General features: G+C 44.4%; 9 protein-coding genes. 7 read left to right on the forward strand and 2 right to left on the reverse strand.

Going from position 1 to position 13,343, the window contains the following annotated elements; translation table 11 throughout:
- Nucleotides 1-174 precede the first annotated feature (174 nt).
- Nucleotides 175-5,148, forward strand: a complete 4,974-nt coding sequence (locus SWP_RS24725) for a S8 family serine peptidase (protein ID WP_020913883.1) — start codon at nucleotides 175-177, stop codon at nucleotides 5,146-5,148.
- A 123-nt stretch (nucleotides 5,149-5,271) separates the two neighbouring features.
- Here the strand turns inward: SWP_RS24725 and rsuA are convergent, their stop codons facing one another.
- Nucleotides 5,272-5,964, reverse strand: coding sequence for a 16S rRNA pseudouridine(516) synthase RsuA (gene rsuA, locus SWP_RS17230; RefSeq protein WP_020913884.1), 693 nt, complete (start codon nucleotides 5,962-5,964; stop codon nucleotides 5,272-5,274).
- 417 nt (nucleotides 5,965-6,381) lie between these two features.
- Here rsuA and SWP_RS17235 point away from each other — a divergent pair, with 417 nt between their 5' ends.
- From SWP_RS17235 to SWP_RS17250, 4 genes are all read left to right on the forward strand, one after another.
- Nucleotides 6,382-8,466, forward strand: coding sequence for a M13 family metallopeptidase (locus tag SWP_RS17235; RefSeq protein WP_020913885.1), 2,085 nt, complete (start codon nucleotides 6,382-6,384; stop codon nucleotides 8,464-8,466).
- Nucleotides 8,467-8,697: 231 nt separating this feature from the next.
- A complete protein-coding gene (locus SWP_RS17240; protein ID WP_020913886.1) occupies nucleotides 8,698-9,480 on the forward strand; it encodes a RelA/SpoT domain-containing protein in 783 nt (260 codons plus the stop codon).
- 107 nt (nucleotides 9,481-9,587) lie between these two features.
- Entirely contained in the window at nucleotides 9,588-9,989 is a 402-nt protein-coding gene (locus tag SWP_RS17245) for an SMI1/KNR4 family protein (protein WP_044556050.1), read from the forward strand.
- 36 nt (nucleotides 9,990-10,025) lie between these two features.
- Complete coding sequence (locus SWP_RS17250; protein WP_020913888.1) at nucleotides 10,026-10,526, forward strand: DUF4447 family protein; 501 nt, start codon at nucleotides 10,026-10,028, stop codon at nucleotides 10,524-10,526.
- 118 nt (nucleotides 10,527-10,644) lie between these two features.
- On the opposite strand, the gene SWP_RS17255 is transcribed toward SWP_RS17250, so the two are convergent.
- Nucleotides 10,645-11,268 (reverse strand): glutathione S-transferase family protein, encoded by a 624-nt coding sequence (locus SWP_RS17255; protein WP_020913889.1) that lies wholly within the window; start codon nucleotides 11,266-11,268, stop codon nucleotides 10,645-10,647.
- Between the two features lie 228 nt (nucleotides 11,269-11,496).
- Here SWP_RS17255 and SWP_RS17260 point away from each other — a divergent pair, with 228 nt between their 5' ends.
- Nucleotides 11,497-12,045, forward strand: coding sequence for a PH domain-containing protein (locus SWP_RS17260; protein ID WP_020913890.1), 549 nt, complete (start codon nucleotides 11,497-11,499; stop codon nucleotides 12,043-12,045).
- A gap of 98 nt (nucleotides 12,046-12,143) precedes the next feature.
- On the forward strand, nucleotides 12,144-13,343 hold the full coding sequence (locus tag SWP_RS17265) for an NRAMP family divalent metal transporter (protein WP_228371162.1): 1,200 nt from the start codon (nucleotides 12,144-12,146) through the stop codon (nucleotides 13,341-13,343).

Raw genomic sequence — 13,343 nt, forward strand, 5'->3', positions numbered from 1 at the left:
ACACAACATTAAAAAATGATAGAACTGACCACTATGGCTACTAAAAACTCACTTTGTTTTTAAACTTTTTTTAAAATACCCATAGCCTATTGGATAATACGCTTTACCTATTCGCCACGAGATTAACTTACGGTTAACAATCTAGTTGCACAAATGCAACCAGAAGGCAGAATAATGAAACTAAAAAAAATAAGTCTGATGACAATAGCTGCAATATATGCAGCTGGTGCAGGCTCCGTTGCCGCTTCAGGCAATGATAATAACAACATGCGCAGCATCGAAATCACCGATGCGATCATTAAATATAACGAAGAGCTCCGAAGTGGTAACAGCAGAGCCGGTAACACCGTAAACCGACCAGCGAGTAATACGCAAAACATTCATCGAGCGATCGCTACAAATCAAAACAGCAAGGTACCGTTTAAACACCAAGCTGGACTACAAGGTGAACAAACTTACATTGTCGAATTGAGCGACAAACCAGTTTCCCTCTACCGCGGTGGCGTCGAACAATTTAAAGCAACATCACCAACAGTAAACGCAGTCCCAAGCATGTTAAGCCCCCGTGGCCACAACAAGCTGGATACCAAAAGCAGCTCAGTTAAACAGTACAGTCAATACCTTACCGGTAAACAAGATCAGATCCTCAACCAGATATCTGCAAAGGTTGGCGCAAATCTTGATATTAAAAACCGTTATACATTGGCGTTTAACGGTATGGCACTGCGTATGACGCAAGAGCAGGCAGCCAACGTTGCTAACCTTCCAGGTATTCGTAACGTTAGTCTTGAAAAAGTGTACGAATTACACACTGATAATGGCCCAGGACACATCGGCGCTGATAGTATTTGGACAGGAAGTGCTGCAGATGACAAATACAAAGGTGAAGGTATCGTTGTCGGGGTACTCGATACGGGGATTAATTCAGACCATGCCTCTTTTGCTGCAGTGGCTGGTGACGGTTATACCCACAAAATGCCTGACCGTTATAGTAGCTACCTAGGCGACTGTGAGAAAGTCGAATTTGCTAGCATGTGTAACGATAAGCTTATCGGTGTTCGTTCATATGAGAGCATCACTGAGAGCTATATGGATGCGGCTTTTCAGCCTGATCAGCCCTCTTGGAATATCACCGAGCCTAAACGTCCGCAAAATGGTGAAGATTATAATGGTCACGGTTCACACACAGCCTCTACAGCTGCAGGTAACGAGCTATTTAATGTAGAGCATGTGGTTGCTGTTACGGGTGAAACAGGTGATGGCTTAGGAACGGGTCTGGTGTTTGACAAAGTGTCAGGCGTTGCACCACGCGCAAATATCATCATGTACCAGGTTTGTTTCCCTGGCGATGGCAGCTACGGTGACAACTACGGAGGCTGTCCAGGTTCTGCATTGTTAGCCGGCATTGAAGATGCGGTGGCTGATGGTGTTGACGTAATTAACTACTCCATCGGTAGTCCTTTTGGGACTTTCCCTTGGGACGACCCAATGGAGATGGGTTTCCTTGCTGCACGCGAAGCTGGGATCTCGGTTTCCGCGTCTGCGGGCAACTCCTATGCGCCCCAATATGCCAGCCAAGCTCGAGGAGCTATCGATCACTTTTCACCTTGGATCACCTCTGTTGCTGCCACCACCCATGGCCGCGAAATAGCGGTCGAAGGTAAAACACTTACCAATGCGACTGGTGGAGAGCAACCTCTTGAATTAGTCGGTGGTGGCATTACTGGCGCTTATACAGGCCCAGTTGTTGAAGCTAAAGCTTACGGTAGTGAATTTGAAAAGTGTAACGACCCTTTCCCTGCTGACTTTTTCTCGGTAGATCCAGATGGAAACCCCTTCGCCACAGCGCCAATTGTGGTGTGTAAACGAGGTGACATTGCCCGCGTAGCGAAAGCTACAAACGTTGAAGCTGGGGGGGCTGGTGGCTTTATCCTGTGGAACTCTGGATACGCAGAAACCATAGCTAACGATCCATTTTCAATTCCAGGTATTCAAATTGACTACGGTAGCTATTATGGTAATTACCAAAATGGTTACTTTGGATTACAAGACTGGCTTGCGGCTGGTGATAACCACAGCATAACCATCACCGCCTCTGAAGTTGTTGCCAATGAGCGAGATGCAGATTACGTCGCAGATTTCTCTTCTCGTGGCCCAAACCTCGAAGCGCCAGATGTGATGTCACCAAACCTAGCTGCACCAGGAGTTGATGTATTTGCCGCTTGGGCCGATGAAATGCCATTTAGCATGCAAGGCATGCCAGCAGATTATGCAGCCATTAGTGGTACATCGATGGCTGCGCCTCACGTAGCTGGCGCCATGGCACTGCTAACTCAAGCACATCCTGATTGGACGCCTGCCGAAATCCAATCTGCATTAATGACTACAGCGTCACTGGACAGTGCCACTCGCTCACGCGATAGTTCTCCCTATGATCCTGTACCTGCAGGTTACAGTGACGCGGGTAGCGGAGTCATAAACGTAGCACGTGCTAATAACGCTGGTTTATTGCTTAGCGAGACAGCTGAAAACTACCGCGCAGCCAACCCAAATAATGGCGGTAATATTCACACGTTGAACCTACCTTATTTCTATCAAGATAACTGTGCGGGAAGTTGTAGCTGGATGCGCACAGTAACAGCAACAGAAGATGGCACTTGGACGGTTGATGCAACGGCCAACATTATGGATGGTGCACCAATGTTAGAGCTGGAGGTTTCACCAAAAACCTTCACCTTGAAAGCAGGTGAGTCTCAATCTATTAGCCTAAAAGCAAAAGTACTTGAAGTTGAGGCCATTGGCGCCGATTCATCAGGGCTTCAGCTTACAGGCTCTGTTAAGTTAACACCTGCAAATAGCAGCAGCCCAATGCAACATCTACCAGTAGGTGTACGCTATAGCGGCGACAACTTACCTCCTGAAGTTTCAGGGATCATCCATCGTGAGCAGGGGCATACGTTAACGCCAATGCTTAACACCGATGAGATCCAATCACTTAACTCTAAGGTCTTTGGTCTAACTAAAGGTGAAACATTTACCTACGCACTACCAAGAGCCGAAGCACGCCTTTACTCCGACGGTTTAACCGTAGAAGAGATAGAAGCCGATGGCGGAGCTAAAGTTCACTTCTTTGATGTGCCTGCTGGCACTCAACGTATCGTTTGGGAGGTCCTTTCAGCGCCTAAACACGCCTACACCTCTATCGATCTGGGTATGGATATCAATGAAGATGGTGATATTCAATGGCTAGATGAAGCTATCTGCTACTCCTTCACAGATAACGGTGATTTCTGTGCAATCAACAACCCAGCTCCAGGTCGTTATTGGGCAATTGCGGCTAACTGGAAATATGATTTTGAAGATCCTAAGAACCTTGCGGATGAGTTTGTTCTCAGCTTAGGTATCGTGGGAGAGTCAGATGATGCCAACATGACAGTTGAAGGCCCAGCAACAACTGATGGTATGACTCCATACCAGCTGCAGCTTAACTACAACTTACCAGGTGCTACCGATGGTGACACATACTATGGTGTTGTTGCGCTAGGCAGTGATGACTATAACGCAACAAACTTAGGTGATTTCGCTGTTAAGTTACAACATATGGGGGCGGACACTGAAATTACAGCATCGCAAACTGCGGCTAAAGTCGGAGATGTGGTTAACTATGTTGTCGATTTGGCGCCAAACTTAGTGGGAGCAGAGCGAGAGTTCACACTGAATGCGACCATTTCTGAAGGGATGCAGTTGATTGAAGACTCAATCGTTGTCGGTGGTGTAGGAGACTATGAAGCAGGCCTGACAGTGAATGGTAATGCGATAAGTATCAGCGCCGCTCAAGCCTCTTCAAGTGACATGAAGCGTCATTACGTTTATACCACTAACTTAGATGATGCGACTTGTAAGGTCCCTTATGGCGACGATGAGACATTCTATGACTTACCTATGCAAGGCTACCAAGACTTAGGTATTTCAGGTCTTTCTAACCAAATGCTATATATTCCAATGGAAGAAAATGGTTTACCCCACATTCCTCTATACGCAAACCCTGAGCGTTTTGCCCAGAATACGCTAGGAATTTCGCCATTTGGTTATATCCAACTGGATCAAAACCCTGAGTTCTGGAACTATAACCAACCTTTCACGGATATGTTCCAAACCTTCCCAGACACAGTCATAGCTCCTCTATGGCGCGGTGATGTGCAGATGCCACAGGGCTCGATTGACTGGGCAACATTCCGCTATATCAACGTGGTATATGGTGTCGTGACCAACGATCACTACATCTTCCAGTGGGATGGTGGTGAAGAGTGGAATAGTTTCTTAGTGGGCAATACTAACCCAGATCCAGACGCTAAATTTAACATTCAGACCATTATTTCTAACTCAATTAGCTTTGACCCTGAAACACCTGAGATGATCTTTGCTTATAAGACTTTAAAGTCAGCGAATGATCACTTTGGTTCAATTGGTCTACACGGTTATTGGGGAGAGCGAACACCGTTTGGTCCGCTATCAGGCTATTTCAATGATGGCTTTGCGTTTAACGACGTCGATGAAAAAGTTAGCGAAGGTACGGTAGTTTGTGCCGATTATCGCGGTCCAGAACAAACAGCACTGTCTCTTAAGTTCTCAGCACGAGTATCAGCCGCAGCAATTGGTAGCGACAATGTTGTTTCAGTAGACACTCAGTACGCCGACTCAGAGCTAGTTTCTGTCTCACACACGTTATCGACGCCAACCAATATTACCGTTGCAGCAATGTCAGATATGGTGATGGAGGAAAATAGCACAATAGAAGGCTTAACAGTGATGTACAACGACGTGAAGGGGACGGTAAATGGCATGACGGTTACGGGTGATTACATTACTGCAGTAGTCACAGGTGAAACATTTGCTATTACACCAGATACCGATTGGCACGGTACTACTGAGGTAACGGTAACGGTTCACGACATGGCCTATCCTTCAGATCAGGGCAGCACTAGCTTTATGTTGACCGTTAACTCCGACGGGGTAGAACCTACACCGCCACCAGCAGAAGAACCACCTGTTGAGGAGGAGTCTAACGATTCAAGCGGTGGTAGCTTAGGCTTCCTAGCACTCGCACTACTTGGACTAGTCGCAAGCTCACGTAAAAAGCGACATTAATCTTCAAGAGCAATAACGTTAAGCAGTTGCGATTTGCTTAACCTTGTCATTGGGCCCTCATTTGAGGGCCCCTTTTTTACCAAGTTCCAACCAGTCTCGGTTAGTAAAAACTTTCTTTGTACCTTATTTAACAGACTTTATCTCAGCCTCAGTTAAAAAGCGCCATTGACCCAGCTCAAGAGAGCTATCGAGTTCAATTTCACCAACGACTTCACGATGAAGTTTAGTCACCTTGTTGCCAACGGCTGCGAGCATACGTTTAACTTGATGATATTTACCTTCAGTAATCGTCAATCTTGCTTGATGAGTGCCCAGCAATTCAAGTTTTGCAGGCTTAGTGAGGCCATCTTCGTTATTCAGTTGTAACCCAGTTGCAAACTTTCCAATTAGCTCTTCAGTTAGTGGGTCTGCAGTCTCTAACAAGTAACGTTTACCGCACTCTTTTTTCGGCGAAGTGATTTTATGTGACCACTTTCCATCTGTAGTGATCAGCACCAAACCTGTAGTATCGGCATCTAAACGCCCCGCAATATGCAAGTCTTCAGGTCGAATAACATCAAGCAACCCAATGACTGATGGATACTCTTCATCGATAGTAGAACAGATGGTATCAACGGGTTTATTGAGCATGATAAAGCGTGGACCAATAACCTTTAACACTTCGCCTTCGAGACGAATTTCGTGCTCGTCTGTCACTTTAAAACCTGAAGTTTTAACCACCTCACCGTTACAAGTGACGTCCCCACGATGCAGCGCTTTTTTAGCTGAAACACGAGAATGGGAAGTTGACTCACAAATAAATTTATCTAAACGCACAGTAACACTCAGCTATATGACCATAATGACCGACATTATGAGGGCTGCAAGCATAAAGGGCAAAGATTTGCGAACACTTAATCTTACTGTTCATCGCGGCAATTTATACTTCTAATTTAATTCCCACAGGATTTTGCATTATCAGTTGGATGGGGAAATATTCGGTAGCAGCGCAATACCATAATAACATTCACCAAATTTAGTCGACAAAAAGATCAAAAAAACTGCTAGGAAACCTTTTCTTACACATGTTGATTCAATTTAGTCGATAAGTTTACCCTCAAGCCATATTCACAGAGCATCAAAAACCTTAACATGTGTTACTCAATGTAATTCGTGCTACCTCGATAAAAGCATGGGTGCATCGCTTGATTTATAAAACAAAAACAAATTGACGGTTTATATAAAGGGAGAAAAATGAAAAAAGTACTCGTTGGGGGCTTATGCGCTTCCCTTATCGTGGGCCTAAGCGCCTGCAATAGCGACACCGCGGCCCCTAAAGCACCAGAAACAAGCAAAACAGAAGCCGCCGTTGCCGTGCAAAAAGCACTAACTTCAGGTATAGATTTTGCCAACTTCGATAAATCTGTTCGCCCACAGGATGACTTTTACTCTTATGTAAACGGCACTTGGGTTAAAAATACCACTATTCCAAGCGATCGCACCAGCACAGGTGCATTTTATGATCTTCGAGAAAAGTCACGTGATGACGTAAAAGCAATTATCGAAGAAGTCGCTGCTACACCTAACCTTAAAGCCGGTAGTGATGAACAAAAAGTGGCTGATCTATACCGTTCATTCATGGATGTTGAAACACTCAATAAACTGGGCGTGACACCAATTCAGAGCGAACTTGATAAAGTCAATGCGATTAAGAATAAAGAAGAGCTTGTGACTTATTTTGCTCGTAGCCAAGTCATTGGCGGCGGTACTCCAATGGCATTTTACATCGGTGTCGATGCGAAAGACTCTAGCCGTTATGCAACACATATCTGGCAGTATGGCTTAAGCCTGCCAGAAAAAGACTACTACTTTAATCAAGACGAGCGCTTCGTAAATATCCGTAAGGCGTTTGTAGCACACATTGAAAAGATGTATACCCTTGCGGGTCTAGCTAACCCTAAGGCTAGCGCTGAAGCGGTACTCGCTCTAGAAACATCAATTGCTGAAAAGCATTGGGATGTGGTTGAAACTCGCGATAGCACTAAGACCTACAACTTATACCAAGTCAAAGATCTACCAACACTTGCACCAGACATCAACTGGGATGGTTACCTAGCAACCCTAGGCGCAGATAAACAAGCTGACATCATCATCAACCAGCCTAGCTTTATCCAAGGACTGAATGACGTCATCAAGACGACAGACCTAGATACTTGGAAGACCTACATGCAGTGGCAGGTATTGACACATGCAGCAAGCAGCCTAAGTGAAGAGTTAGATAATGAAAACTTTGAGTTTTTCTCTAAAACACTTAACGGCCAAGAAGAGCAACAACCTCGTTGGAAGCGTGGTGTTGCATCAGTCAACGGTTTACTTGGTGAAGTGGTTGGTAAAGTCTACGTTAAGCGTCACTTTGCCCCAGAAGCCAAGACTCGCATGCAAACTTTGGTTGAGAACTTACGTGGTGCCTACGGCGATAGCATTGAGTCACTAGAGTGGATGAGTGCTGACACTAAAGTCGCAGCTAAAGATAAGTTAGCTAAGTTTGATCCTAAGATTGGTTATCCTGACCGTTGGGAAAATTATGACAAGTTAACCATCAAGTCTGATGATCTTTTCGGTAATAACCTACGCGCAAGCGAGTTGAGCCATGAAAAAGAACTAGAGAAACTGGGTAGCCCAATTCGCAAGTGGGAATGGCATATGACCCCACAAACGGTTAATGCTTACTACAACCCAACCATGAATGAAATCGTATTCCCAGCAGCGATCTTGCAGCCTCCATTCTTTAATATGGAAGCTGATGACGCAGTTAACTACGGCGGTATTGGTGCGGTTATTGGTCATGAAATGGGCCATGGTTTTGACGATCAGGGCGCTAAGTTTGACGGCGAAGGCAACATGCGTGATTGGTGGACAGAGCAAGACTTAAAAGAGTTCTCTGCCCGCGGTAAAGCCCTTATCGATCAATACAATGATTACGCAGTGTTTGACGACCTACATGTTAACGGTGAGCTGACGCTTGGTGAGAACATTGGTGATCTTTCAGGTGTCACCATCGCCTACCGTGCGTACAAGAAATCACTGAACGGCCAAGAGGCACCAGTGATTGACGGCCTTACAGGCGATCAGCGTTTCTTCATTGGTTTCACCCAAATCTGGCGTGCAAAAATCAAAGAAGAGTCAATGCGTAACCGTGTAGCGACAGATCCACATTCGCCGGCACAATTCCGCTCACTTGGCGCACTATCTAATATGCCTGAATTTTACAGCACTTATGATGTAAAACCAGGAGATGCTATGTATATTGCTCCAGAAAAGCGCGTTAAAATTTGGTAATTAAAGCCACGTAATTAGCAATAATAAAAGCCGTTGATGACACGCTCATTCAACGGCTTTTTTTTGCTATTGCCCTCACACTTCTGATAATGAATAAATGTTAATTTGCCATTCAGCGTAGCTTAAGTATCCACAGGTTAGATTAATACCAAATCTGATTAGCAGTGCCTCTTATATTCCAAAGAGACAATCAGATTTGTTATAGGTCTACAGCCATTAAAAGGGATAGCTATGAATCGGATATTACGAACGTTTTTCATTTTCTTATTACTACTTTCGACCCGTTCAGCCTTCGCACAGTCTGTGTCTCTCGAACACGATATCAATACCTCAAAAGGTAGCTATAACGCTAAACTGGCATTTTCCAATGACCTAGATGGTCTCACCGCTATCGAGTCAATACAGTATCAACAACCAAGGCAAACTAGCGCAGATTTAGACTCCCTTTATGCAAACGCTTCAAACGCTCAGCAAGAGCTGGCGCATTTGCTAAACCACATTACCGAGCAAACTCAAACCCAATCTATTCTCGCCGATGTAAAAACTCGTGAAAGAGCAGAGGCTAAAGTGAGAAACAAACTCGATGGTGATGCCGGTCAACTTACCGATCTGGTTAGAGCAAGCATAGTTAGTAACGATATTCAAAATCTGATGCAAGCATTTGCATTGGTTAAAACAGATAGCCAAATCATCCAAGTTAAAAACCGCTTTGCGGAACCGAAAGAGTCTGGTTATCGTGATCTCAACTTGCTGGTTAGATTGCCCCAGTCACAGATGATTGCCGAGATCCAACTACATTTGGCTGATATCGCAGAGATAAAAAGTGGCGATGAACATCAAGTTTACCAACAAGTGCAGCAGATCCAAGCTGATGCCGCTGAGCAGTTACGTCAACTAAACGACTTAGAGACAGCTAAAATCGTGCAGCTACGCCAGCAGTCACACAAGCTTTATCACAAGGCATGGCTTAGATATAAACGCCTAGATCAAGCCAATATCCTAGCCGCAGCGTAAAACAACTCATATGGGGGGAAACTCCCCCCTACAACTGACATCTCTTTTTGTGACTTGCCTGATAAAAGTCTATACTCCCGCCCAATAGTCTTCACACGCGAAAAAATATGAACGATATCATTGAGCAGCTACAAGAGATGAGCGAAACGGTTCCTGTACCGTTAGAGCTTGCAACCTTCGAACAAATTGTTGAAGTGGAGGAAGAGATCTTAATTCCACTGCCTTTAGCATTGAAAGAGTACTTGATGGAAGCCAGTGACGTTATCGTTGGCAGCTTAGAGCCTGTCACTGCCAGCGATCCGCATTCCCATACCTTTTTGCCTGAAGTCGCAGCCTATGCCTGGTCTATCGGCTTACCGCGCGAATTTGTCCCTATCTGCCAACGTGGCGATGCCTTTTTCTTTATTAGCCAAGAGGGCGAAGTGAAGTTATGGCAAGACGATGAAATAGAAGAGGACAGCTGGGAAACATTCTGGGAATGGGCTGAAGATGTTTGGATGCGTAGTTAAGCGCTAGCAACATATTAAATTTATTAAGGAAACACCATGTCTAAAGATCTCGGCCTAAATGCCATTGAAATGCAGTACCTTCGACATTCACTTGCGCTATCCACAGCACAAGTTGCCGAGATAGGTAAAGTTACAGAAGCTGACGTTATTGCATGGGAAGCGGGCGAAAAGCCAGCACATATGCCAGTACAAAAAAAGCTGATTGAGATTGATGAAGCTATCGAAATGCAGGTGCTAAATACTTGCGACGGTATTGAAGAACTATTTACTAAAGAGCCAAAGCGCACGCTGAGCTTTGTGGTTTACCCAACTCAAGCCTTATATGCTCAATATAATCCTGAGTTTTTGGGTACATTGCCCCTTGCTGAGCTATACAACACCTCAGCTTGGCGTATCAAGAAGGAGTGTAAATTGATGCTTGAAGTGGAGGTGGTGCTGGTACCGCTTAACTTTGAGTCTTACAAAGCATTCCGTGACAAAGACGGCCTAAAAGAGAGTCGCGAGAATCGCGCTAAATGGGCTGCAGCTCAGTTATAAGCAAACGATAATGTTCGCCTAAAAGGCAATATCGGTTAGCAAGGCATAACTGAAGCTTCAGAGATAAAAAAGCATCCAATAGGATGCTTTTTTGATTGCTAGCCGTTGCTAAATAACATCAAGCTGCGCCAGCTTCCTCTTTTTCAAGGGCGTTCGCCATCGCCTTACGAGCAGTGATTCGATCCCGGTAAGCCGCAAGTTTAGGTGGAATATCTTGTTCAAATCGCGTAGCCCACAACAAGGTATGACCCAATAGAATATCAGCAATACTGAGTTCATCACCAAGTAAAAACTCTGTATCTGGTAGCCAAAGTTCCGCTATTGCAGCGGCTTTATCAAATTCCCACTTTGCAACTTTAAACATAGCTTCAAGTCTTAACTCTTCAGGGATGGCAAACTTATGCTTACCTATCGTCCACAGAGGCTGCTCAAGCTCGCAGGTAATAAAACTCACCCACTTATGGTGTAGCGCTGACGCATCAGATCCAGCCTTAGGTAACAAGCGACCTTCACCATATTTTTCAGCTAAAAATAGCGCAATGGCTGCAGACTCAGTTATCACATAGTCATTGTCAATGAGTGCCGGCACTTTGCCACACGGGTTAACAGCTAGAAAGTCTGGGTGACGACTGTCACCTTTAGAAAAATTAATAAACTGATATTGCCACTCAAGCCCCAGTTCTTCCAGAGTCCAAGATACTCTCAGTGAACGGCTACGTGGCACCCCATATAAAGTAATCATCTTGCGCTTCCTTAACTGAATTAACATTGACCACTAAGCTACTCCCATAGGGCGAGAATAGAAACCTAAAATTAGCGCTTCCACCACTCTTCTATCCGAGATATATAAAATGGCTTTAAATTAGATTCAATTTTGCTTAAGTTAATAGAAGACAAATAGCTATAAAATTTCAGGCTTTCTCAGTAATAATTCGCAGTTCAAATAAAGTGAAATAGAAAAGGACATTAAATGCAAAAGAGTACGGAAACAAGCATCAAGAACGCAGAATTTGTTAGTAATTTAGCTCAGTATTGGCTAACTCCTTTTAGTATATTTTTAGCTATAACAATTGTAGGTCTCCCCTTACTTTTGCTCTGGCTACCTATCGGTCATGTGTTCACTCGTCGCTACATTGCCAACATGAGTATCGAACTAACCGATAAAAAACTCATTGTCCGCAAAGGTGTTTTCACCCGCACTGAAAACTCGGTTCCGCTGGATAAAATCACCGATATGGCACTGATCCAAGGGCCATTGATGCGATTTTTTAAATTACATAAACTGACAGTAGAAACCGCAGGACAATCTGATAGTGGCGCATTGTTAAACTTAACAGGTATCGTTAATGCTGCCGAATTTAGAAGCATGGTATTAGCCCAGAAAGAAAAATTAAACCAGCTCGAAGTCCCCCAAATACAAGATGAAAATAATGACACTCAGGTTGTGAGTCTTTTACAAGAAATATCTGATACGCTCAAACGCATCGAAGCTAACAGTAAAAATAATGCTGTTACATAGCCCCTCTTAATCAACAATACAGTAGCCAAACCATGAGTAATAGTTATAGCCACTCTTTAACCAAATCATCCTTTCAACTAGGTTCGTTATTTGGGGCTATGGGCCCTGGCATTTTGATGGCTGCAGCGGCCATTGGTGCTTCGCATTTAGTCGCATCGACTCGTGCTGGCGCTGAATTTGGTTGGCAGCTAGCCTGGGTGATCCTGGCAGTAAACATACTTAAGTACCCTTTCTTTGCCGCGGGTGCTCGCTACACTGCCGCCGCAGGTGAAAGTCTACTTGAGGGGTATTTAAAGCAAGGACGCAAGTATTTACTGCTATTCACAGGCCTCAATGTCATAGCAGCAATAGCGAGCACAGCAGGTGTCGCCATGTTAACCGCGGCGATGTTGACTCAGTTTGTACCGCTTTCAATTGATCTATTAGCTCTACTGGTACTGCTATCGAGTTTAACGATTCTTATTTTTGGACATTACGCACTGCTAGATAAGATGACCAAGGTCATTATGCTGGCATTAACCTTAACCACTTTAATAGCAGTTGCTTTGGCATTTAACGCTCCCTCCATTGTGCAACCTGGTTTTGTATCGACCTCACCATGGCAATGGGCCTACATTGGCTTTTTAGTTGCGATGATGGGCTGGATGCCTGCGCCAATTGAAGTCAGCGCCTGGAATTCACTTTGGTTACTTGAAAAGAAAAAAAGCCAACAAGTCAGTAAACAGCAAGCTATTCTCGACTTTAACTTTGGTTATGTCGTCACAGCTCTGCTTGCTGTCGTGTTCTTAGCACTTGGTACGCTCGTTATGCACGGTAGCGGCGAGACATTCTCAGCATCTGGGGTACAGTTTTCTCAGCAATTGATCAGTCTTTATAGCAAAGTCATGGGCAGTGAGAGTCGCTACTTAATAGGGATGGTGGCGTTTCTATGTATCTTTAGCACCACAGTGACCGTTATAGACGGTTATAGCCGTACACTGAACATGGGTTGGCAATTATTAAAGGCTGGTCGTCCCAGTGAGAAAAGGCTCAATGTAGTGATGTGTTTAATGAGTCTATGTGGACTCGCTATCATTTTATTTTTCAAGGGTGCACTGCTTCCTCTGCTTGAGTTTGTTATGATCCTCGCCTTTATGACCACTGTGGTTTTTGCTTGGCTTAACTATAAGTTGATGATCAGCACAGCAATTCCTGTTGAAGATCGCTATGGTGCAAAAATGAGAGTACTCTCTCTGGTCGGTTTAACTTACTTAGTAAGTTTTGCTGTTTTATTCATTTATTGGATGCTGACTAAATAA

It is taken from the genome of Shewanella piezotolerans WP3, from assembly GCF_000014885.1.
Classification (GTDB): Bacteria; Pseudomonadota; Gammaproteobacteria; order Enterobacterales; family Shewanellaceae; genus Shewanella; species Shewanella piezotolerans.